This window comes from Micromonospora sp. CNZ285, from assembly GCF_004637285.1.
This window is the reverse complement of the sequence record NZ_SPQD01000001.1, coordinates 450537-473717: the sequence shown is the minus strand read 5'-3', so window position 1 is coordinate 473717 and position 23181 is coordinate 450537. Positions and strand designations below refer to the sequence as shown.

At 73.7% G+C, this 23181-nt stretch carries 19 protein-coding genes; 14 read left to right on the top strand and 5 right to left on the bottom strand.

The annotated features are described in order from the left end of the window. Positions 1–41 precede the first annotated feature (41 nt). Complete coding sequence (locus CLT75_RS02210) at positions 42–971, top strand: NAD(+)/NADH kinase (RefSeq protein WP_135239244.1); 930 nt, start codon at positions 42–44, stop codon at positions 969–971. A 6-nt stretch (positions 972–977) separates the two neighbouring features. On the opposite strand, the gene pgm is transcribed toward CLT75_RS02210, so the two are convergent. After that, positions 978–2621, bottom strand: coding sequence for a phosphoglucomutase (alpha-D-glucose-1,6-bisphosphate-dependent) (gene pgm / locus CLT75_RS02205; RefSeq protein ID WP_135239243.1), 1644 nt, complete (start codon positions 2619–2621; stop codon positions 978–980). A gap of 35 nt (positions 2622–2656) precedes the next feature. Continuing rightward, complete coding sequence (gene glgC / locus CLT75_RS02200; protein ID WP_135239242.1) at positions 2657–3889, bottom strand: glucose-1-phosphate adenylyltransferase; 1233 nt, start codon at positions 3887–3889, stop codon at positions 2657–2659. Positions 3890–3982: 93 nt separating this feature from the next. Between glgC and glgA the strand changes: the two genes are divergently transcribed. The 8 genes from glgA (at position 3983) to glgB (ending at position 14807) form a co-directional block, all read left to right on the top strand. Further along, a complete protein-coding gene (gene glgA, locus CLT75_RS02195; RefSeq protein ID WP_135239241.1) occupies positions 3983–5176 on the top strand; it encodes a glycogen synthase in 1194 nt (397 codons plus the stop codon). Between the two features lie 16 nt (positions 5177–5192). Then, the gene (locus CLT75_RS02190; RefSeq protein WP_135239240.1) at positions 5193–5921 is read left to right on the top strand and encodes a class I SAM-dependent methyltransferase; all 729 of its coding nucleotides are present in this window, start codon (positions 5193–5195) and stop codon (positions 5919–5921) included. A gap of 76 nt (positions 5922–5997) precedes the next feature. Beyond that, positions 5998–6615, top strand: a complete 618-nt coding sequence (locus tag CLT75_RS02185) for a TetR/AcrR family transcriptional regulator (protein WP_135239239.1) — start codon at positions 5998–6000, stop codon at positions 6613–6615. Next, the gene (locus CLT75_RS02180) at positions 6612–7841 is read left to right on the top strand and encodes an NADH:flavin oxidoreductase (RefSeq protein WP_135239238.1); all 1230 of its coding nucleotides are present in this window, start codon (positions 6612–6614) and stop codon (positions 7839–7841) included. The genes CLT75_RS02185 and CLT75_RS02180 overlap by 4 nt, the downstream gene beginning before the upstream one ends. A 15-nt stretch (positions 7842–7856) precedes the next feature. After that, complete coding sequence (locus tag CLT75_RS02175; protein WP_135239237.1) at positions 7857–9572, top strand: 3-ketosteroid-delta-1-dehydrogenase; 1716 nt, start codon at positions 7857–7859, stop codon at positions 9570–9572. Positions 9573–9672: 100 nt separating this feature from the next. Beyond that, the gene (locus CLT75_RS02170; RefSeq protein ID WP_135239236.1) at positions 9673–10518 is read left to right on the top strand and encodes an SDR family oxidoreductase; all 846 of its coding nucleotides are present in this window, start codon (positions 9673–9675) and stop codon (positions 10516–10518) included. 90 nt (positions 10519–10608) lie between these two features. After that, positions 10609–12705: an alpha-1,4-glucan--maltose-1-phosphate maltosyltransferase gene (locus CLT75_RS02165; RefSeq protein WP_135239235.1), complete on the top strand. Its 2097-nt coding sequence runs from the start codon at positions 10609–10611 to the stop codon at positions 12703–12705. Then, a complete protein-coding gene (glgB, locus tag CLT75_RS02160) occupies positions 12693–14807 on the top strand; it encodes a 1,4-alpha-glucan branching protein GlgB (RefSeq protein WP_135239234.1) in 2115 nt (704 codons plus the stop codon). The genes CLT75_RS02165 and glgB overlap by 13 nt, the downstream gene beginning before the upstream one ends. A 68-nt stretch (positions 14808–14875) precedes the next feature. Here the strand turns inward: glgB and CLT75_RS02155 are convergent, their stop codons facing one another. Continuing rightward, a complete protein-coding gene (locus CLT75_RS02155; RefSeq protein WP_135239233.1) occupies positions 14876–15235 on the bottom strand; it encodes a winged helix-turn-helix transcriptional regulator in 360 nt (119 codons plus the stop codon). Between the two features lie 81 nt (positions 15236–15316). Here CLT75_RS02155 and CLT75_RS02150 point away from each other — a divergent pair, with 81 nt between their 5' ends. After that, complete coding sequence (locus tag CLT75_RS02150) at positions 15317–16297, top strand: zinc-dependent alcohol dehydrogenase family protein (RefSeq protein WP_135239232.1); 981 nt, start codon at positions 15317–15319, stop codon at positions 16295–16297. A 110-nt stretch (positions 16298–16407) separates the two neighbouring features. On the opposite strand, the gene CLT75_RS02145 is transcribed toward CLT75_RS02150, so the two are convergent. After that, the gene (locus CLT75_RS02145; protein ID WP_486485036.1) at positions 16408–17448 is read right to left on the bottom strand and encodes an App1 family protein phosphatidate phosphatase; all 1041 of its coding nucleotides are present in this window, start codon (positions 17446–17448) and stop codon (positions 16408–16410) included. Between the two features lie 118 nt (positions 17449–17566). Between CLT75_RS02145 and CLT75_RS02140 the strand changes: the two genes are divergently transcribed. The 4 genes from CLT75_RS02140 to CLT75_RS02125 all read left to right on the top strand — a co-directional run bounded on the left by CLT75_RS02140 (position 17567) and on the right by CLT75_RS02125 (position 21786). Continuing rightward, positions 17567–19171: a hypothetical protein gene (locus tag CLT75_RS02140; protein ID WP_135239230.1), complete on the top strand. Its 1605-nt coding sequence runs from the start codon at positions 17567–17569 to the stop codon at positions 19169–19171. A gap of 16 nt (positions 19172–19187) precedes the next feature. Next, a complete protein-coding gene (yaaA, locus tag CLT75_RS02135) occupies positions 19188–19991 on the top strand; it encodes a peroxide stress protein YaaA (protein WP_135243881.1) in 804 nt (267 codons plus the stop codon). Between the two features lie 109 nt (positions 19992–20100). Further along, positions 20101–20748 (top strand): hypothetical protein, encoded by a 648-nt coding sequence (locus CLT75_RS02130; RefSeq protein ID WP_013474740.1) that lies wholly within the window; start codon positions 20101–20103, stop codon positions 20746–20748. 114 nt (positions 20749–20862) lie between these two features. Continuing rightward, positions 20863–21786, top strand: coding sequence for a TAXI family TRAP transporter solute-binding subunit (locus CLT75_RS02125; protein WP_486485325.1), 924 nt, complete (start codon positions 20863–20865; stop codon positions 21784–21786). Between the two features lie 6 nt (positions 21787–21792). On the opposite strand, the gene CLT75_RS02120 is transcribed toward CLT75_RS02125, so the two are convergent. After that, complete coding sequence (locus CLT75_RS02120) at positions 21793–23181, bottom strand: sensor histidine kinase (protein ID WP_030270477.1); 1389 nt, start codon at positions 23179–23181, stop codon at positions 21793–21795.

Sequence of the window (23181 nt, the reverse complement as noted above, 5' to 3'; positions counted from 1 at the left end):
GCTCCGGTCCTGGTCCGGTCCCGGTGTGGTGAGCTGTAGCGGTGGCGGGTGACGTGCTGGGGCTGGTGCTGCACCCCACCCGGGACGTCTCCGAGGTGGTGGGGATCATCGCGGACTGGGCCGCCCGGCACCGGATCACCCTCGCGGTACGCGCCGAGGACCGGGCGCGGGTACCGGCGTCGGTGGAGGCGGTCGCCGCGGACGAACTGGCCGACCGCTGTGCCGCGCTGATCAGCATCGGCGGCGACGGGACCATGCTGGGCGCGCTGCGGATGGCCGTCCGCGACCCGAAGCCGGTGCTCGGCGTGCACCTGGGCCGGGTCGGCTTCCTGGTCGAGGTGGAGCCGCCGGACCTGCCCCGGGCGCTGGAACGGCTGGTGGAGCACGACTTCACCGTCGAGTCGCACGCCTGCCTGGCCTGCGACGTCTGCGGTGACGACGTGGTGGCGTTCAACGACATCGCCCTGGTCCGGCAGCCCGGCGCGGGGTTCGTCACGGCCACCCTGGCGGTGGACGGCCAGCGGTACGGCTACTACCGGTGCGACGCGCTGGTGGTGAGCACGCCGACCGGGTCGACCGCGTACAGCTATGCCGCCGGCGGACCGCTGATCTCACCGGCCACGGAGGCGATGGTGGTGACGCCGTCCGCGCCGATGGCCGGGATCTCCCGCTCGGTGCTGCTCTCCGCGCACGAGACGGTGCACCTGGAGCTGCGCGCGGACTCGGCGCCGGTGGCGGTGGAGATGGACGGGCTGCTGATCCGGCAGGCGGCGACGGAGGGTTCGGTGCACATCCGGTACGTCAAGGACGCCGGCCGGGTGGTCCGCCTCGACCCCCGCCGTTACCAGGAGCGCAACCAGCTCAAACTGAGCCTGCTGGACCTGCCGCTGCTGCCGGACCAGTTGCGGGAGCTGTTGCCGGACGGGTTGCGGGAGCAGCTCAACCGCCGGGAGCTGCCCCCGCCCCGCTGAGCCGGGTCAGGCGGTGGCGAGCACGCCGTCGACAAGCGCCTTGGCCTCCTCCTGGATCCGGGCCAGGTGCTCCGGGCCCTGGAACGACTCGGCGTAGATCTTGTAGACGTCCTCGGTGCCGGACGGGCGGGCGGCGAACCAGCCCGACTCGGTGGTCACCTTGAGCCCGCCGATCGCGGCGCCGTTGCCGGGTGCGGTGGTGAGGATCGCGGCGATCGGCTCACCGGCCAGCTCGGTGGCGGTGACCTGCTCCGGCGACAGCTTCGCCAGGACGGCCTTCTGCGCCCGGTCGGCCGGGGCGTCGATCCGGGCGTACGCGGGCGCGCCGAACCGGTCGGCCAGCTCGGCCCAGTGCTCGCTGGGCGTCCGGCCGGTGGTGGCGATGATCTCGGCGGCGAGCAGGCAGAGCAGGATGCCGTCCTTGTCGGTGGTCCAGGTGCCGCCGTCGCGGCGCAGGAACGACGCCCCGGCGCTCTCCTCGCCGCCGAAGCCGACGGTGCCGTCGAGCAGGCCGGGCACGAACCACTTGAACCCGACCGGCACCTCCAGCAGCGGGCGGCCGAGGTCGGCCGCGACCCGGTCGATCATCGAGGAGGAGACGAGCGTCTTGCCCACCGCCGCGGCCGGGCCCCACTGCTCCCGGGTACGGAACAGGTGGCCGATCGCCACGGCCAGGTAGTGGTTGGGGTTCATCAGGCCGCCGTCGGGCGTGACGATGCCGTGCCGGTCGGCGTCGGCGTCGTTGCCGGTGGAGACCGCGTAGTCGTCCCGGGCGGCGATCAGCGAGGCCATCGCGTTCGGTGAGGAGCAGTCCATCCGGATCTTGCCGTCGCCGTCGAGCGTCATGAACCGCCAGGTCGGGTCCACGAGCGGGTTGATCACGGTGAGGTCGAGGCGGTGCCGTTCGGCGATCTCGCCCCAGTACGCCACGCTCGCCCCGCCCATCGGGTCCGCGCCGATGCGCACCCCGGCGTCGCGGATCGCGTCGATGTTCAGCGCGGCGGGCAGGTCGTCGACGTACCGGGCGAGGAAGTCGTACTCCCCGGTGGTCGCGGCGGCGCGCGCCCGCGCGTACGGGATGCGTTTCACCTCCTTGAGCCCGGCGGCGAGGATGGCGTTCGCGCGGTCCTGGATCCACTTGGTGGCGTCGGTGTCGGCGGGCCCGCCGTGGGTGGGGTTGTACTTGAACCCGCCGTCGGACGGCGGGTTGTGCGACGGGGTGATCACGATGCCGTCGGCGAGGCCGCTGGTGCGCCCCCGGTTGTGGGTGAGGATGGCGTGCGAGACCGCCGGGGTCGGGGTGTAGCCGTCGCGGCTGTCGCGCAGCACTGTGACGTCGTTGGCGGCGAGCACCTCCAGCGCGTCGGCCTCGGCGGGCGCGGAGAGCGCGTGGGTGTCCCGGCCGAGGAACAGTGGCCCGGAAAGGCCCTGTTCGCGCCGGTAGTCGCAGAGCGCCTGGGTGACGGCGAGGATGTGGTCGGAGTTGAACGCGTTGCGCAGGCTGGAACCGCGGTGCCCGGAGGTGCCGAAGGAGACCTGCTGCGCCGGGTCGTCCGGGTCCGGGTGCTCGGCGTAGTAGGCGGTGACCAGCCGGGGCACGTCGACCAGGTCGGCGGGCCGGGCGGGCTGGCCGGCACGGGGGTGGGCCACTGCGGGATCCTCCTCGGTGATGCGGTGGGGACTGCTCAGGGCTCGACGCGCTGGCCCTTGCCGATGACGACGATGCCGTTGTCGGACACGGTGTAGCGCTGGCGGTCCTTCTCCAGGTCGACGCCGATCTCGGCGCCCTCCGGGACGTGGACGTTCTTGTCCAGGATCGCGCGCCGGACGACCGCGTGGCGGCCGATCTGGACACCCTCCATCAGCACGGCGCCGTCGACGTGCGCCCACGAGTGCACCTTCACCTTCGGCGCCACGATCGAGTTCTCCACCAGCGAGCCGGAGATCACCGAGCCGGGCGAGACCATCGAGCTGACCGCGCGGCCCACCCGCTCGCCCCAGGCGTGCACGAACTTGGCCGGCGGGTACGGCGGCTGCTCGGTGTAGATGGGCCACTCGAAGTTGTAGAGGTTGAACACCGGGTGCACGTTGATCAGGTCCATGTGCGCGTCGTAGAACGAGTCGAGCGTCCCCACGTCCCGCCAGTAGCCGCGGTCGCGGTCGGTGCTGCCGGGCACCTCGTTGTCCTTGAAGTCGTAGACGTTTGCCTCGCCGCGCTCGACGAGCATCGGGATGATGCTGCCGCCCATGTCGTGCTTGCTCGTCTTGTCCGCCGCGTCGCGCTCGACCGCCTCGCACAGCGCCTTGGTGGTGAACACGTAGTTGCCCATCGAGGCGTAGATCTCGTCCGGCGCGTCCGGCAGCCCGACCGCGTCGGTGGGCTTCTCCCGGAACGCGCGGATACGCTTGCCGTCCTCGCCGACCTCGATCACGCCGAACTGGTCGGCCGTCGACAGCGGCTGCCGGATGCCCGCCACCGTCACCCCGGCGCCGGAGGCGATGTGGTCCTCGACCATCTGCCGGGGATCCATCCGGTAGATGTGGTCCGCGCCGAAGACGATCACGTAGTCGGGCTGCTCGTCGTTGATCAGGTTGAAGCTCTGGTAGATCGCGTCGGCCGAGCCGGCGAACCACCACGGGCCGCGGCGCTGCTGCGCGGGCACCGGCGTGACGTAGTTGCCGAGCAGCGTCGACATCCGCCACGTCTTGGTGATGTGGCGGTCCAGCGAGTGCGACTTGTACTGGGTCAGCACGACGATCTTGAGGAAGCCGGCGTTCGCCAGGTTGGACAGGACGAAGTCGACCATGCGGTACATCCCGCCGAAGGGGACGGCGGGCTTCGCCCGGTCGGTCGTCAGGGGCATCAGGCGCTTGCCCTCCCCGCCGGCCAGGACGATCGCGAGCACCTTGGCAGCCATGCTCAGACGCTAACCACCTCGAACCGACTTCACCACTCGGACGCCCACACTTGCCACCGCGTGCGACGCGGCGCTCTGCACTAGGGTGCGGGCATGGCACCGATGCGCGTCGACCTGCTCACCCGCGAGTACCCGCCGGAGGTGTACGGCGGCGCCGGGGTGCACGTGGAATACCTCGCCCGTGAGCTGCGCCGGCTCGCCGACGTGCGGGTGCACTGCTTCGGCGCGCCCCGCGACGAGAAGGGCGTGACCGCGTACGCCGAGCCGGCCGCGCTCGCCGGCGCCAACGCCGCGCTGCGCGTCATGGGCGTCGACCTGGAGATGGCCGCCGGTACGGCCGGCACCGACGTGGTGCACAGCCACACCTGGTACGCCAACCTGGCCGGGCACACCGCGAAGCTGCTGCACGGGGTGCCGCACGTGGTGACCGCGCACAGCCTGGAGCCGCTGCGCCCGTGGAAGGCCGAGCAGCTCGGCGGCGGGTACGCGCTCTCCTCCTGGTGCGAGCGGACCGCGTTCGAGTCGGCCGACGCGATCATCGCGGTGAGCGCGGGCATGCGCCGCGACGTGCTCACCGCGTACCCGGCGGTGAACCCCGACCGGGTACGCGTGGTCTACAACGGCATCGACACCGCGCAGTACGCCCCGGACCCGGGCACCGACGTGCTCGACCGGCTCGGCATCGACCCGGGGAGGCCCAGCGTTGTCTACGTCGGGCGGATCACCCGGCAGAAGGGCCTGCCGTACCTGCTGCGGGCGGCCCGGGAGCTGCCCGCCGACACCCAGCTCGTGCTGCTGGCCGGCGCGCCGGACACCCCGGAGATCGCCGCCGAGGTGGAGGGGCTCGTGGCGGAGCTGCGGGCGACCCGGTCCGGGGTGGTCTGGGTGGCGGCGATGCTGCCCAAGCACGAGGTGATCCAGGTGCTCACCCACGCCACGGTCTTCGCCTGCCCGTCCGTCTACGAGCCGATGGGCATCGTCAACCTGGAGGCGATGGCCTGCGAGACCGCCGTGGTGGCGACCGCCACCGGCGGCATCCCGGAGGTGGTGGCCGACGGCGAGACCGGGCTGCTGGTGCCGATCGAGCAGGCCGGCGACGGCTCCGGCACGCCGCTGGACCCGGAGCGTTTCGTGGCCGACCTGGCCGCGCGCATGAACGAGCTGCTGGCCGACCCGGACCGGATCGCGGCGTTCGGGGCGGCGGGGCGGCGGCGGGCCGTGGAGCACTTCTCCTGGCAGGCGATCGCCGAGCAGACGATCGAGGTGTACCGCTCGGTGGGCGTGTAAGGAAGTCAGTCGTCGGGTGCCCGATGCGATCTTCGCCCATCCGCGCCTCGCGCCGGTCTACGACGCCTTCGACTCCGACCGGGACGACCTGGCCGCCTACCTCGCGCTCGCCCGTGAGCTGGGCGCGCGCACAGTGCTCGACGTGGGCTGCGGGACCGGGTCGCTGGCGGTCCTGCTGGCCCGGCACGGGCACGCGGTCGTCGGCGTCGACCCGGCCGGGGCGTCCCTCGACGTCGCGCGGGCCGAGGACGGGGCCGGCCCGGTCCACTGGATCCACGGCGACGCCACGGCGCTGCCCGCGCTCGACGCCGACCTGGCCACGATGACCGGGAACGTGGCGCAGGTCTTCCTGACCGATGCCGACTGGGGACTGACGCTCCGGAGCATCCACGCCGCGCTCCGGCCGCAGGGGCATCTCGTCTTCGAGACCCGGCGCCCCGGCCATCGCGCCTGGGAGGAGTGGGCGACGGACACCGGTCCGGTCATCCGAGCCGTCCCGGGCATCGGGCGGGTGGAACGGCGTCTCCGGGTCACCGCGATCGACCTGCCGTTCGTCTCCTTCCGCTTCACGTACCGGTTCCTGCGCGACGGAGCGGTGGTCACGTCGGACTCGACGCTGCGGTTCCGCGACCGCGACGAGGTCGAGTCGAGCCTGACCGCCGCCGGATACCGGGTGCTCGACGTGCGGCAGGCGTCTGATCGCCCCGATCGGGAGTTCGTGTTCGTCGCGCAGCGGGCGAGCTAGAGGCGGAGCGGGCGGTCACGTCGCCGGCCGGTCACCGATTATTGACGGTTCCCGCCAAAAATGTTCCACTGGTCGCATGGCCTCGGACACCCCGCCCGCGCAGCGCCGACGGGGCCGGCCCACGGTGCTCGATCCCGAAGCGGTCGGCACCGCGGCCCTGCGGCTCTGGGCGGAGCGCGGCTACGGCGCCACCGGCTGGGACGACCTCTCCGCGGCCACCGGGATCAGCGCCCGCACCCTGATGCGGCACTTCCCGTCCAAGGCCGCCCTCGCCTGGGTGGGGGTGCCCGCCGCCACGCGGCGGCTGACCGAGACGTTCCGCGCGCTGCCCCTCGACGTCCCGCTGTCCGACGCGCTGCGCGCCGCCGTCGTCGCCTCCGTCTCCGACGACGCGCTCGTGCTCAGCGCGGGCGGGTACTGGATGCGGGTCGTCGCCGAGGAACCCGAACTGGCGGAAGCCTCCGCCCGCGCCTACGCGCCCTGGACCGAGGCCCTCGCCCGGGAGATCGCCCGGCGCCGGCCGGGAGCGCCGAGCGCGATCTGCCACGCCGTCGCCACCGCGTACCGCGAGGCGGCCCAGGCCGCGCTGTACGACTGGGCCCGCGGCGGCCCCGACGGCTCGCCCGCCCACGCCGTCGACGCCCTGCTGCGTCTGCTGGACATCCGCATCACCACACCCGAGGAAGCCCCGTGACCACCACGCGCCCGATTCCCGACCCGCTCGCCCCCGCCACCCTCGGTCCGGTGCACCTGCGCAACCGGGTCATCAAGTCCGCCACCTTCGAGGGGGCGACCCCGGACGCCCTGGTCACCGACCGCCTGATCGAGTACCACACCGCTGTGGGCCGCGGCGGCGTCGGCATGACGACTGTCGCCTACCTCGCCGTCGCGCCCGAGGGGCGCACCGAACGGGGCCAGGTCTACTGGCGGCCCGAGGCGTTGCCCGGGCTGCGGCGGCTGACCGAGGCGGTGCATGCCACCGGCGCCAAGGTCAGCGCCCAGATCGGGCACGCCGGGCCGGTGGCGAACTCCCGCTCGAACGGGCTGCCCTCGCTCGCCGCGTCGGCGCGGTTCAACCCCCTGGCGATGGGCTTCGACCGCGCCGCGACGCACGACGACATCAACCGCGTCGTGGCCGCACACGGCAGCGCCGCCGCGGCGGCGCGCGAGGTGGGCTTCGACGCCGTCGAGGTGCACCTGGGCCACACCTACCTCGCCGGATCGTTCCTGTCGCCGAAGCTCAACCGGCGCCGGGACGAGTTCGGCGGTGCGCTGGCCAACCGCGCCGAGTTCCCGCGCCGGATCCTGGCCGCCGTCAAGGAGGCCGTCGGCGACGACGTGGCCGTCATCGCCAAGATGAACATGCGCGACGGCGTGCCCGGCGGTTTCGACCTCGACGAGTCGATCCCGTTCGCCCGGACGCTGGAGGCTGACGGGCACCTGGACGCCCTGGAGCTCACCGGCGGGTCCTCGCTGCTCAACCCGATGTTCCTGTTCCGGGGCGACATCCCGCTGTCGGCGATGGCCGCGCCCCAGCCGCCGCTGCTGCGGCTGGGGATGAAGACGTTCGGCCGGTTCCTGTTCCGCGACTACCCCTACCAGCCGCTCTACTTCCGCGACCTCGCGCTCCAGTTCCGTCGCGAGCTGTCGATGCCGCTGATCCTGCTGGGCGGCGTCACCGATCTCGACGGGATGCGCACGGCCATGAGCGACGGCTTCGAGTACGTCGCGATGGCCCGCGCCCTGCTCCGGGAGCCGGATCTGATCAACAAGATCAGCCGCGACGCCGCCACCCGGTCGCGCTGTACCCACTGCAACCTCTGCGCGGCCAGCATCTTCACCGGCACCCACTGCCCCTTGGACGCCGAGGGGACGGCGGCGCTCGTCGCCGCCGGTACCCGGCCCGTCGTCGCCCCGTAGCAAGGAGTCCCCCCGATGTCCGTACCCCGGCAGCCCCGGCCGACCTCGGTCGACCTCGTCGTGATCGGTTCCGGCACCGGCCTCGCCGCCGCGCTCAGCGCCCACGAGGCCGGCCTCTCCGTCGTGGTCGTGGAGAAGTCGCGCTGGGTCGGCGGCTCCACGGCGCGCTCCGGCGGCGCCTTCTGGATCCCCGCCAATCCCGTGCTGGCCGCCGAGGGCTCCGGGGACACGCCCGAGCGCGGCGCGGCGTACCTGGAGGCCCTCGTGGACGGCTCCGCGCCCGAGCAGCGCTGGCGCAGCTTCCTGGAGCACGGCACCGCCACTATCGAGATGCTCACGCGAACCACCCCGATGCGGTTCCTCTGGGCCCGTGGCTACTCCGACTACCACCCGGAGCTGCCCGGCGGCACCGCCGAGGGCCGCAGCTGCGAGTGCCGCCCGCTCGACCTGAAGGTCCTCGGCGCCGACCGCGCGCGGCTGCGTCCCGCCGTCCTCTCCGCGCCAGTGCCCATGCCGGTCACCGGCGCGGACTACAAGTGGCTCAACCTGATGGCGAAGACCCCGGTTCGCGCGCTGCCCCGCATCGTGAGCCGCCTCGCCCAGGGCCTCGGCGGCCTCGCGCTCGGGCGCGAGTATGCCGCCGGCGGCCAGGCCATCGCCGCCGGCCTGTTCGCCGGCGTCCGCCGCGCCGGCATCCCGGTCTGGACCGAAACGGCGCTGGAGCGGCTCCTGGTCGAGGGGGACCGGGTCGTCGGCGCCGAACTGCGCCACGGGGAGACGACGTTCGCCGTACGGGCCGAGCGGGGTGTCGTGCTCGCCACCGGCGGCTTCGACCACGACCTGCCGCTGCGGCACGTCCACCACCACCGCGACCTGGGCGACTGGAGCCTCGGCGCGGACAGCAACACCGGCGACGGGATCCGCGCCGCCCAGGAGGCCGGTGCCGGCACCGACCTGATGGAGCAGGCGTGGTGGTTCCCCGCTGTCGCGCCGGTCGGCGACGCCGCGCCGTCGGTGCTCCTCGCCGAGCGTTCCCTGCCCGGGTCGCTCATGGTGGACGGCACGGGCCGCCGGTTCGTCAACGAGTCCTGCGACTACATGACGTTCGGGCAGCGGGTGCTCGGCCTCGCCCGCGAGAGCGCGACGCTGCCGGCCATGTGGCTGGTCTTCGACCAGCGGTACCGCAACAGCTACGTCTTCGCCGGCACGCACTTCCCCCGCGCCCCGCTGCCGAAGTCCTGGTACGCGGCGGGCATCGCGCACCGCGCGGACACCCCCGGTGACCTCGCCCGGTCGATGGGCGTGGACGCCGACGCGCTGAGCGCCACCCTGGCGCGGTTCAACCAGCTCGCCGCCGCCGGCGTCGACGAGGACTTCGCGCGTGGCGCCAGCGCGTACGACCGCTACTACGGCGACCCGACCGTGACGCCGAACCCGAACCTGCGGCCCCTGGCCGGCACCCTGTACGCCGTCCGGGTCGTCCTGTCCGACCTCGGGACCTGCGGCGGGATCCGGGCTGACGGCCTCGGACGGGCGCTGTCCGACGAGGGGACCCCGGTCCCCGGGCTGTACGCGATGGGCAACGCCGCCGCCAACGCCTTCGGCCGCACCTACCCGGGGGCCGGGGCGACCATCGGCCAGGGCCTGGTCTACGGCTACATCGTCGGGCGGCACGCGGCGGGCAAGCTCCCCGCCGCCGACCGGGCCGAGGGCCGCCGGACGGCGGAATAGGCACGGTTTTGTCGCACCCGGGCCCGCCCGGCGTGCCAGCATCCGGCAGACGCACGGGGCCGACCCGGACCGACCGCCGGCGAAGCGGAGAGGAACCGACATGGGTACGTACGCGGTGACCGGCGCAGCCTCGGGCATGGGCCGGGCGTCCGCCGAGCGGCTGCGGCGCGACGGGCACACCGTCGTCGGCGTGGACCTGCGGGACGTGGAGGTCGTCGCCGACCTCTCCACGCCGACCGGGCGTGCGGCGGCGGCCACCGAGGTGCTGGAGCGCGCCGGAGGGCGGCTCGACGGGGCGGTGTGCGCCGCCGGGCTCGGCGGCATCCCCGGCCGGGACCGGCTCGTGCAGCAGGTGAACTTCTTCGGCGTGGTGGAGCTGCTCGAGGCGTGGCGACCGGCGCTGGCCGCCGCCGGCAACAGCAAGGTCGTGGTGTTCGGCTCGAACTCCGTCACGCTCACCCCGATGGTGCCGGAGCGCGCCGTACGGGCCCTGCTCGACCGCGACGCCGACCGGGCGCTGCGGGTGGTGGGGCGCTTCGGCAAGCGCTCGGCGCCGTTCGCGTACGCGAGCTCGAAGCTGGCGGTGACGCGGTGGGCACGCCGCGCCGCGATCTCGCCGGAGTGGGCCGGCGCCGGCATCCGGGTGAACGTCCTGGCCCCCGGCATCATCGCCACCCCGCTGCTGGAGGAGCAGATCGCCCGGGGCGAGAAGGAGGCGGTCGAAGGGCTGCCGGTGCCGATCGGCGGGCGCGGCAGGCCGGCGGACGTCGGCGAGTGGGTGGCGTTCATGCTGTCGCCGGCCGCCGACTTCCTCTGCGGGTCGGTGATCTTCCTGGACGGCGGCTCGGACGCCTACTTCCGCACCGACGACTGGCCCGTCTCCACCGGGCCGGCCGGGGTGCTGCGCTACATGCGGCGTGCGAAGGCGTGGCGGGCCCGGCGCTGACCCGGCAGGCCCGCCCACCCGGGCGGGCGCGTCGCCGTGGAAGCAGCGCGCAACCGAGCGCGAGAGGATCTCGCGCAGTAGGTTGAGCGGGTGACTGGACGGTTCCCGATCGAAGACGTCTCCCCCGTCGTCTCCTGCGGTCGCTACCCGGCCAAGGCGGTGGTCGGCGAGGTCGTACCGGTGTCGGCGCGCGCCTACCGCGAGGGCCACGACGCGCTCGGGTGCAACGTGGTCTGGCTCGGCCCGGACGGCGCGGCCCGCCCGTTCACCCGGATGCGCCCCGGCGAGCCCGGCCAGGACCGCTGGCACGCCACCATCCGCCCGGACGCGGTGGGCCTGTGGCGCTTCGCCGTGGAGGCGTTCGGAGACCCGTACCTCACCTGGCAGAACGCGGTCACCAAGAAGCTCGCCGCCGGCCAGGGCGCGGCCGAGCTGGCGAACGACCTGGCCGAAGGCTTACGGGTGCTGACCGCCGCGCTCGACCTGGTGCCGAGGGCCGACCGTGCTCGCGTACGCGAAGCCGTGCGGGCCCTGGCCGACGACGACCTGGACCTGCCGCGGCGGGTGAGCGCGGCGCTGGATCTGGCCGACCTGCTCTGGGAACACCCGGTGCGCGAGCTGGTCACCACCGGCGAGGAGCGCACGCTGTGGGTGGACCGGCCCCGGGCGCTCTTCTCCGCCTGGTACGAGTTCTTCCCCCGCTCCGAGGGCGCGATAGCGGCCACTGTCGACGCGCCCGCGCGTTCCGGCACGTTCGCCACCGCGATCCAGCGGCTGCCGGGTGTCGCGGCGATGGGTTTCGACGTGCTCTACCTGCCGCCGATCCACCCGATCGGCCGGGTGAACCGCAAGGGCCGCAACAACGCGCTCACCGCCGGGCCGGACGACGTGGGCTCGCCGTGGGCGATCGGCGCGGCCGAGGGCGGCCACGACGCCATCCACCCCGATCTGGGTACGCCGGAGGACTTCCGCGACTTCGTCGCGGCCGCCGCCGAGCAGGGGCTGGAGGTGGCGATGGACCTGGCGTTGCAGTGCGCGCCGGATCACCCGTGGGTCACCGAGCACCCGGAGTGGTTCACCACCCGGGCCGACGGCAGCATCGCGTACGCGGAGAACCCGCCGAAGAAGTACCAGGACATCTATCCGCTGAACTTCGACAACGACCCGGAGGGCATCCGGGCCGAGGTGCTGCGGGTGGTGCTGCACTGGGTCGGCGAGGGCATCCGGATCTTCCGGGTCGACAACCCGCACACCAAGCCGTTCGACTTCTGGCACTGGCTGATCGCCGAGGTCAAGAAGGTCGACCCGGACGTGCTGTTCCTGGCCGAGGCGTTCACCCGGCCGGCGATCATGCACGGGCTCGGCAAGATCGGCTTCACCCAGTCGTACACCTATTTCACCTGGCGCACGACGGCGGCCGAGATGCGGGAGTACTGCGAGGAGCTGGTCGCCTCGGTCGACTGGATGCGGCCGAACTTCTGGCCCAACACGCCGGACATCCTGCACTCGTCGTTGCAGCACGGCGGCCCGCCGATGTTCAAGATCCGGGCGGTGCTGGCGGCGCTGCTGTCCCCCTCCTGGGGCATGTACGCCGGGTTCGAGCTGTTCGAGCACGTCGCGCGCCCGGGGGCCGAGGAGTACCTCGACAACGAGAAGTACGAGCTGCGGCCCCGGGACTGGGACGCCGCGCTGGCGCAGGGCCGGTCGCTGGCGCCGTTCATCACCACGCTGAACCGGGTACGCCGGGACAACCCCGCCCTGCACCGGCTGCGCAACCTGCGGTTCCACGACATCGACAACCCGGCGCTGCTGTGCTGGTCGAAGCACGACCCCGAGACCGGCAACACGGTGATCGTGGTCTGCTCGTTCGACTCCCGCGAGGTGCAGTGGGGCAACACCACGCTCGACATGCCGGCGCTCGGCCTGGACTGGCACGAGCGGTTCACCGTGCGCGACGAGCTGACCGGCGCCGAGTACGACTGGGGGCAGCGCAACGCGGTACGCCTCGACCCGTACCTGCAACCGGCGCACGTGCTGACCGTGCGCCGCCCGGCCGCACCGGCCCCCGCCGAACCGGAGCAGCCGGCCGCGCCCGACCTCACAGTGGAAGACGTACCCGCCGACCTCTCCGGCGGCACCGCCCCGACCGCACCGGCCGACAAGGACGACGCCCGATGGACCAGCTGATCGCCGGCGAGGTACACGACCCGCACGCCGTGCTCGGCGCGCACCCGGCCGACGGGAGCACCACGATCCGGACGCTGCGCCGGGGCGCGGGCGAGGTGGCGGTGCTCGCCGACGGCGAACGGCACCCGATGAAGCGGGTGCACGACGCCGGTGTCTTCGAGGCGGTCCTCCCCGGTGAGGTGCTCGACTACCGGGTCGAGGTGGACGGCACGACGCACGACGACCCGTACCGTTATCCGCCCACGCTCGGCGACCTCGACCTGCACCTGATCGGCGAGGGCCGGCACGAGCGGCTCTGGGCGGCGCTCGGCGCCCGCGTGTTCGACGAGGGCGTCGCGTTCACCGTCTGGGCACCGAACGCCCGCGCCGTGCGGCTGGTCGGCGACGTCACCGGCTGGGCGCCGGACGACGGGTGGCCGATGCGGTCGCTCGGATCCAGCGGCGTGTGGGAGATCTTCGTGCCCGGCCTGCCGGTGGGCAGCCGCTACAAGTACCGCATCCTCGGCGCCGACGGCCGGTGGCGGGACAAGGCCGACCCGATGGCCGCGCGCACCGAGGTGCCGCCGGCCACCGCGTCGGTGGTGCACGAGTCACGGTACGAGTGGGGCGACGCGGACTGGCTCGCGCGCCGGTCCCGGCAGGCGCCGCACCAGGAGCCGATGAGCGTGTACGAGGTGCACCTGGGCTCCTGGCGGCCCGGCCTCGGCTACCGGGAACTGGCCGAGCAGCTCACCGCGTACGTGCTGGAGATGGGCTTCACCCACGTGGAGTTCCTGCCGGTGATGGAGCACCCGTTCGGCGGCTCGTGGGGCTACCAGGTCACCGGCTACTACGCGCCGACCGCCCGGTTCGGCGACCCGGACGACTTCCGCCACCTGGTGGACCGGCTGCACGCCGCCGGCATCGGCGTACTCCTGGACTGGGTGCCGGCGCACTTCCCGAAGGACGAGTGGGCGCTCGCCCGTTTCGACGGCACCCCGCTGTACGAGCACCCCGACCCGCGTCGCGGCGAGCACCCCGACTGGGGCACGTACGTCTTCGACTTCGGCCGCAACGAGGTGCGCAACTTCCTCGTCGCCAACGCGCTGTACTGGCTCGACGAGTTCCACATCGACGGGCTGCGCGTGGACGCGGTCGCCTCGATGCTCTACCTGGACTACTCCCGCTCCGACGGGCAGTGGGCGCCGAACGTGCACGGCGGCCGGGAGAACCTGGAGGCCATCGCGTTCCTCCAGGAGGTGAACGCCACCGTCTACCGGCACCACCCGGGCGTACTCATGATCGCCGAGGAGTCCACCGCCTGGCCCGGCGTCACGAAGCCGACCTCGGAGGGCGGGCTCGGGTTCGGGTTCAAGTGGAACATGGGCTGGATGCACGACACCCTGCTCTACACCTCGAAGGACCCGATCTACCGGCAGCACCACCACCATCAGCTCACGTTCTCGCTGGCGTACGCGTGGAGCGAGAACTACGTGCTCCCGATCAGCCACGACGAGGTGGTGCACGGCAAGGGCTCCCTCGCCGGCAAGATGCCCGGCGACACGTGGCAGCGGCTGGCGACGGTGCGGGCGCTGCTGGCGTACATGTGGGCGCACCCGGGCAAGCAACTGCTGTTCATGGGCTGCGAGCTGGCCGACGACAGGGAGTGGAGCGAGGAGCGCGGCCTCGACTGGTACCTGACCCACGATCCGGCCCGCGCCGGCGTGCAGCGGCTGGTGGCCGACCTGAACCGGGTCTACCGGGAGAGCCCGGCGCTCTGGGCGCAGGACACCGACCCGGCCGGTTTCCGCTGGATCGCCGGGGACGACGTCGCAAACAACACGGTCTCGTTCATCCGGATCGCCCCGGACGGGCAGACGCTGGTGTGCGTGGCGAACTTCTCCGCGACCCCGCTGGAGGACTACCGGATCGGCCTGCCGGCGGCCGGCACGTGGGCAGAGGCGCTGAACACCGACGCCCACCACTACGGCGGTTCCGGCGTGGGCAACCTGGGTGAGGTGCACGCCGAGAGCATCCCCTGGCACGGCCTGCCCGCGTCGGTGGCGCTACGGGTGCCGCCGCTGGGCGTGCTCTGGCTCCTAGCCCCTGTTTCGCGCGGTTGAGGTGCGGCTGCTGGTGACACGATGTGTCGCATACCGACAGACAGCGTCTTCGGTGGGGTTGGGCCGGTTCAGCGCTCGTTCTGTTCCTGGAAGTCGATGATCGCCGCGCCGTTGTCCCGAGCCCACTCGGTGAGAACCTTGATCGGCTCGACCAGGGTCTGCCCGAGTGGGGTGAGGCTGTACTCGACGCGTGGGGGCGCCTCGGCGTAGGCGTGGCGTACGACCAGGCCGTATGCCTGCAGGCGGCGCAGAGTCTGGGTGAGGACCTTGTGGGAGATGCCGCCGATGAGTTGGGCCAGCTCGCCGGGGCGTCGGGGTTGCAGGCTGAGTGCGAACAGCACGATCACCGCCCACTTCTCGGTGATGATCTCGACGGCCAGGCGGGTGGGGCAATCGGCGAGGAAGACCTGGCCCGGAGTGTCGTGCACAAAGTCAAAAGGTACCAGCGGGTTCCTATCGGCTCCGTAGCGTTGTGCGATGAAGCCCTTCAGGAACACAAGGAGCCATTCATGCCACGAGTAGTCGTGTTCGACGAGACCGGCGGTCCGGACGTGCTGCGCGTCATCGATGAGCCGGTCGTCGAGCCCGCGGCCGACGAGGTACGCGTACGGATCGAAGCCTTCGCGGTCAACCCGCTCGACCAGATGGTCCGGGCCGGTCAGTCCCCGCAGCCCGTGCCGTTGCCGCGCGCGCGGCTGGGCGTCGAGGGGACCGGTGTGATCGACGCGCTCGGGTCCGGGGTGACCGGGCTGGCCGTCGGCGACCCGGTCATCCTCGGTGCGATACCCGACTTCGAGACCAGGGGTGCGTACGCTGAGTACACCGTGCTGCCGGCCGACCGGGTGGTGCCACGGCCCGCCGGGCTGGAGCCAGTCGCTGCGGCGGCGCTCTGGGTGTCGTACTTCACCGCCTACGGCGCGCTGGTGGACAGAGCCGGGATGCGGCCCGGGGACCAGGTCCTGATCACCGCGGCGTCGGGCGGTGTCGGGCGGGCCGCGATCCAGATCGCCAACCAGATCGGCGCCGTGCCGATCGCGGTCACCCGGCAGAGCGCCAAAGTGGAGAGCCTGTTGGCCGCCGGAGCCGCCGCGGTGATCGCCACCGACCGGGAGGACATCGGGGAGGCCACCCGGCGGCACACCGGTGGGACGGGCGCCGACATCATCCTGGACGCTGTCATGGGCCCGGGCCTGGCCGAGCTGTCGCTGGCTGCGAAGCTCGGCGGCACCCTGGCCACGGTGGGCTGGCTGGACCCGCGCCCGGCGTCGTTCCCGGCGAATCCGTCACTGACCATCTATCGCTACATGAGTTTTGCGGACATGGTCGACCCGGTGACCGCCCGGCGCGTCGCCGCGTTCCTGGCCGCTGGTGTCCGCACCGGCGTGCTGCAACCGATGGTGGACCGGGTGTTCACCTTGAACGACATCATCGAGGCGCACCGGTATCTGGAGAAGGGAACGGCGGCGGGCAAGATCGTGGTGACGCCGTGACAGTCGGCGAGGTGCGCACGTGCCGCTCGCGCCGATCATGAGGTTGACGGCAGTTGTGGATCTCTACAAGGCGGTCAACCTCATGATCGACGCGGAGAAGCAAAAGAAGGTCAGACCAGGTCGGCTTCTCGGAGGAGCTTCCAGAGGCCGGCGCCGTCGGGGGCGCTGAGCCACTTCTGGCCTATCGGGCCGGATGACGAACGGCCCGCCGGTGCCGGCAGGCTGCCGGCGAGCACCGACTGGGTCGGCGACAGCTGCCGGATCGCCACCCCTGCCACGTGGTCCGGGTGCGCGGCGGCGAACTCCCGGTAGATCTCCGGGTCGTGCTGCCCGTCGTCGCCGATCAGCAGCCACCGCACCTCGGGGAACTCCCGCGACAGCCGGGCCAGCGTGGCCCGCTTGTGTTCCCGGCCGCTGCGGAACCACCTGTCGGCGGTCGGCCCCCAGTCGGTGAGCAGCAGCGGCCCGGCCGGGTAGAGGTGCCGGGACAGGAACCGGGTGAGCGTCGGCGCGACGTTCCAGGCGCCGGTGGACAGGTAGAAGACCGGCGCGCCCGGGTGGGCGGTGGCCAGCCGCTCGTAGAGCACCGCCATGCCGGGCACCGCCGTGCGGGCGTGCTCGTCCAGCACGAACGTGTTCCACGCGGCGAGCAGCGGCCGGGGCAGCGCGGTCACCATGACGGTGTCGTCGATGTCGGAGATGATGCCGAACCGGACGGCCGGGTCGAGGACGCGGACCAGGGCCTCCACCGGCTCGGCGTCGGCGACGCTGAGGCGTACGCAGCCCCAGCCCGGGGTGAAGTCGGCCTCGATCACGGTGTCGACGAAGCCGCTGCGGTCGGCGGTCACCTCCTGGCGCACGCCGTCGGCCTCGATCGTCACCTTCACGTGCTTGGCGGGCAGCGTGGCGAAGCTGCGCCAGCCCCGCACCTTGTCCAGCCGGCCCCGCCGCCGCGTGTCCGGACGCCCGAGCAGCACCCGGCAGAGCACGCGCGCCCAGCCCGGGGCGCCGTAGCCCGCGTACGCGATGATGTTGGGCTGCCACCCGGTGCGCCGCAACCGGCGCTCCACCAGGCCGTGCACGGCGTCCTCGAAGCGCGCGGCGCGGTGCAGTTGCGGTACGGCCAGCTGGTCCGGTGGTGTGGGTGGCACACGGCAACAGTGCCACAACCAGCCCGGCCGGGCCACGCGAGTGATCCGCGCCGATCCGCCCAAAGGCCGGGCGCCGCCGTGACAGACTTCGGTCGGGACGACGACGGGGGCGTTGGTCGTGTCGACGACGAAGCGGGACCGGGTACGGCCGCGTCCGGACGCGCCGGCGCTGGTGGCGCTGCTGCTCGGCGCCGCGGCTGTCGGCTACCGGCTGGTGCTGACACTGCTCACGGTGCCCGCGTCGAACAGCGACGAGGCCACGTTCGGCCTGGCCGCGCTGCACATCGCCGCCGGTGACGAGCGGCCGGTCTTCCTCTACGGCCAGCGCTACATGGGCGTGCTGGAGTCGTACCTGGCCGCGCCGCTGGTCGGCTGGGCCGGGCCGAGCTGGCCGGTACTGCGGCTGCCGCTGCTCGCGCTCTTCGCGGTCTTCCTGTGGCTGGCGTACCGGCTGACCCGCAGCCTGTTCTCCCCCTGGCTGGCGGTCGCCGTGGTGGGCCTGCTGGCGCTCGGCTCGGAGCGGGTGGTCCGCGACCAGCTCACAGTTGTCGGCGGCCGTCCCGAGGTGAAGCCGGCGGTGCTGGCGATGCTGCTGCTCGCGGTCGCCCTCGCCGACCGGCGGATCCGGCACCACTGGCTGGCCACCGGCGCGTTCGGGCTGCTCGCCGGGCTGGCGCTGTGGTCGGACTGGCTGATCGCGCCGTACCTGCTGGTCGCGGCGGTGGTGCTCGCGGTGGCGGCGCCCCGGGACCTGATCGGCTGGCCGGGCGTGCTGCTGGTCGTGGGCTTCCTGGCCGGGATCGCCCCGGTGGTCAAGGACAACCTCGTCGCGCCACCGGGGCAGGACTCGCTGTCGGTGTTCCGCGAGATCAGCACCAAGGAGGGGGTCGCGCCGTCGCTCGCCGAGCGGCTGCGCGGCGGGCTGCTGGAGGGGGTGCCGCTGGCGTCGGGCATGTGCCCGATGGACGGCTGCGCGCGCTGGGCGCAGTGGTTCGGCGTGCTCTACCCGGTGCTGCTGGTGGCCGCCGCCGCGCTCGGGCTGCGCGCGTACCGCCGGGCCGCCGACCACGCCGCGCGGGTCCGGACCGTGGCGATCCTCGCCCTGGTCGTGGGCGCGGCGCTGACACTTCTGGCGTACGTGCGCAGCCCGCTCGCCGCGACCGACCCGCTCGGCAACGCCCGCTACCTGTCGGTGCTCCAGATCTCGCTGCCGGCCGTGCTGTGGCCGCTCTGGCTGGCCTCCGCGCGCGCGGTGCGGGGCACCGCCGGACGGGCGGCCCGGCTCGGCGGCGCCACGGCGGCGGTGGTGCTGGCCGGGCTGGCCGCCGCCACGGTCGCCGGCACCGTGGCGTTCCTGGGCGGCGTGCCGGGCGTACGGGACGAGGAGCGCACCGCCCGCCGCCTGGCCGACACGGTGCGGGAGGCCGGCCTGCACGAGGTGTACGGGGACTACTGGACCTGCAACCGGCTGATCTTCAACACCGGGGAGACCGTCGCCTGCGGTGTGCTCGACGGCGCGCTCTCGCCCGGGCAGAACCGCTATCCGGCGTACTGGCAGCGGGTGGCGCGCGCGGAACGGCCCGGGTACGTGGTGGCGGTCGGCTCCCCCGCCGAGCGCACACTGCGGCGGCTGCTGGGCGACCGCGCCGACGCGGCGGTGGTGGCCGAGGTGGGCGGCAGTCGCGTGTACCACCCCGACCGTGCCGTGCGGCCGTGGCGCTGAGCCCGGCCCGTACGCTGTGCCGGTGCTCATCCTGCTGCCCCCGTCCGAGGGGAAGGCCGAGGCCGGCACCGGCCGCCGGCTGGACCTGTCCCGGCTGTCCCTGACCGAGCTGAACCCGGCCCGGGAGGCGGTCCTGACCGCGCTCGTGGACCTGTGCGCCGGGCCGGACGAGACGGTGGCCCGGACCGCGCTGGGCCTCACCGAGGGGCAGCGCGGCGAACTGCGGCGCAACGCCCGGCTGCGGGAGGCGGCCACCGCACCGGCCGGGCGGCTCTACACCGGCGTGCTCTACGAGGCGCTCGGACTGGACACGCTGCCGCCCGAGGCACAGCGGGCGGCCCGCCGCCAGGTGCTGATCAGCTCCGGCCTGTGGGGCGCGGTACGCCTCGCCGACCGGATCCCGCCGTACCGCTGCCCGATCGGGGCGCGGCTGCCGGGGCTCGGCGCGCTGTCGGCGTACTGGCGGGAGGCGCTCGGCCCGGTGCTGGAGCCCGCCGCCGGACGCGGCCCGGTGCTGGACCTGCGCTCCGGCGCGTACGCGGCCACCTGGACGCCGCGCGGCGCGCTCGCCGAACGCACGGTGACGGTACGGGTGCTGCACGAACGGATCGTGGACGGCACGCCGACCCGGTCGGTGGTGAGCCACTTCAACAAGGCCACGAAGGGCCGGCTGGTGCGGGATCTGCTGCTCGCCGACGCCCGGCCGCGCACCGCCGACGCGCTGGTGGGGGCGCTGCGGGAGCTGAAGTACACGGTCGAGGAGGCGCCCCGGGCGGCCGGGCGGCCCCGGCAGGTCGACCTGGTGGTCACCGAACTCTGAGCCGCGGGCTTCCCGCAAATTTTGCTCAAGGCTGGGGCGCATCGGTTCCCGGTCCGGCGCTCGGCAGCGACGGTAGAGGTACCCCGACTCTGACCGAGGAGCCGCGCCGATGCTCACCACGCTGCTCGACCGCCCGCGCCCGTCGCCGCCGCCGCTGGACTGGCTGACCCTGACCGACGCCTTCGAGGTCGCCTGCATGGTGCGCTGCACGCCGCCGCCGGCCGCCGACGTCCGCCGTCTCGACTCGGGACCGCACCGGGGCGGGATCGCCGAGTTCAACCGCGAGGACGCGGCGCAGCGGATGCGGCAGCTGCTGGGACGCCTCGACGTGCCGGTGGAGCACGAGCTGACCACCGGTGGCCTGCGCCGCCGCTACGAGCTGCACCGGCTGTCGGTGCCGCCGCAGCACCGGGCGGCGTACGCGAATCTGCTGACCGCGGGCTGGCGGCAGGGCCGCCGGGAGCTGCTCGGCGGGCCGTTCCCGGGCGCCTCGGCGCCGCGGCGGCTGTGGCGGCCCCGGCTGGCCGCGGCGGCCTGGCGGGCCGCGCTGCTGGCGGGTGGCCGGCACGTCCGCCGGCACTGCCTCGGCATCCGGCTCGCCGACCGGGACCTGGCGGCGGTCCTGGTACGCGGCGCGGCGCTGCTGGACGTGCCGGCGGCGCTGCGGCCCGGCTCGGGCTGCTTCCTCGTGGTGGTGCCGAACGGCGAGCACCGGGAGCGGATCACCGAGAGCGCGGAGCTGGCCCCGGCGAGCTGACCGGCCCGGCCCGAGGCTGCCGCACGCCGGGCCTGCGGTGGTGCGTGCGCCGCGTGGGCTTGCGCCACGGCGGGTGCACGGCGCAGAGTGCAGCCCGTGAGCCGACACTGGCCTGTGCGCGCCGCCGCCCCGCTCGTGCTGGTGCTCCTGCTCGTCGCCGGGCTCACCGGGTGCCGGGACGAGCCGTCCGAGCCGACCCGCATCCGCATCGCCACCGGCAGCCCGACCGCCGTCTACCACGCCTTCGGCCAGTCGCTCGCCGCGCTGCTCAACCGGGAGCTACCAGGCGTGCGGGCCGAGGTGGTGGTCACCGCCGCCTCGGCACAGAACGTGCGGCTGGTCGGCGCCGGGGAGGCGGAGCTGGGCTTCACTCAGGCCGACGTGCTGCCGCCGCGCGAGCCCGAACATCCGTCGGTGCTCGCGGTGGCCCGGGTCTACGACGACCTGCTGCACCTGGTCACCCGCGCCGGCGGGCCGATCCGCACGCTCGACGACCTGCGCGGGCGGCGGGTGTCGGTGGGCGCCGACGGCTCCGGCACCGAGATCACCGCCAGCCGTCTGCTGGCGGTGGCGCAGCTCGGCGGCGACCGGGTACGCCAGGAGCACCTGGGACTGGACGACTCGGTGGCGGCGCTGCGGGAGGGGCGGATCGACGCGTTCTTCTTCTCCGGCGGGCTACCCGTGCGCGGCGTCGCCGACCTGGCCCAGCGGACCTCGCTGCGGATCGTCGACCTGGGCGACTGGACCGAGCCGCTGCGCCGGGCGTACGGGCAGGTCTACGTGACCCGGGACGTGCCCCGCTCGGTGTACCGGGCCGACCCGGTCAGCACCGTGGCGAACCCAAACTACCTGATCGTGCGCGCCGACCTGCCCGCCGCGCTGGTGCGGGAGGTGACCCGGCTGCTGATGGACCGCCGGGAGGAACTGGCCGCCGCGCACCCGGCGGCGGGACGGATGAGTCCCCGGTCGGCGATCGTCACCACCCCGCTGCCGCTGCACCCGGGCGCGGCGCAGTGGTATCGCGCCGCGAAGCCCTGACGCGGGTCAGCACCGGACCGGCGCGTCGGCGGGCGCCGGGAACCACAGCTCGGCGACCAGGCCGCGGGGCTCGCCCTGGCGCATGGTGAGCCGGCCGTCGGAGGCGTCCACGAGCACCGCCGCGATGGTCAGCCCGAGGCCCACGCCGTCCACGTTCTGCGCGTCCGGCGCCCGCCAGAACCGCTCGGTGGCCTGGTCGAGCTGACTGGTGGTCATGCCCGGGCCGGTGTCGCCGACGGTCAGCACCGTCCCGCCGTCGGCGGCCCGTACGGTCACCGTCACCTCTCCCCCGGCGCCGCTGAACTTCACCGCGTTGTCGATCAGGGCGTCCAGCGCCTGGTCGATAGCGGTCGGCACGGTCCGGGCGTACGCCGGCGCGTCCTCGGCGTCGAGGCGGAGCGTGACCTCGCGGTGCCGCGCCAGCGGCAGCCAGGCGGCCACCCGGGAGGCGGCGGTGGCGGTGGCGTCCACTGTCACCCGCTCGTTCTCCTCCCGCTCGGCGCGGGCCAGCGTGAGCAGCGCGTCGAGCACCGTGGCGAGCCGGTCGGTCTCCTCCAGCGCCAGCCGGTGCTCGGCGCGCCCGTCCGGGTCGGTGAGGCTGGGGCCCAGTTCCTCCACCCGCAGCCGCAGCGCGGTGAGCGGGTTGCGGAGCTGGTGGCTGGCGTGCGCGACGAAGGCGCGTTGCCGGTCCATCACGTCGGAGACCGCGTCGGCCATGTCGTTGAAGCTGGTCGCCAGCCGGCGCAGTTCGGGCGGCCCGAGTCCGGCGCGGACCCGCGCGGCGCGGCGGCCCTCGGCGATCTCGTGGGTCACCGCGTCCAGCTCGGTGACCGGGCGCAGCACCCAGCCGGCCAGCCCGAACGCGGTCGAGACGCAGGCCAGCACCGCCAGCAGGCCGATGCCCGCCAGCAGCAGCCACCACACGGTGACGGTGCGGCGCACGCCGTCCGCCGGGCTGGTCGTGACCACGGCGCCGAGCACCTCGCCGCCGTCGTTGATCGGCACGGCCGTCACCACCGGCCCGCCGACCCAGGGCCAGACCGACTCCGGGCCGCTGAACTGCTGCCCGGACAGCGCGGTGTCGAGCGCCGCGCGGGTGCCCGCGCCCGGCTCCCACCCGGACGAGGCCACCACGGTACGGCGGTCCCGATCCACCACGGCCGCGCCGATGCCGTAGAGCGCGTCGTAGGCGGCCAGTTCCCCGTCCAGCGGGCCGGGGCTGCCGCCCCGCAACGCCGGGCCGGCCAGCGAGGCGAAACGGGTGGCGTCGGCGAGACGGTCGGCGCGGACCCGGTCGGTCTCCCGGGTCGCGAGCGTGGCCGCCAGTGGCGTCTCCAGGGCGATCAGGACCAGCACCATCAGCAGCAGGTAGCTGATCACCAGCCGGCGGCGCAC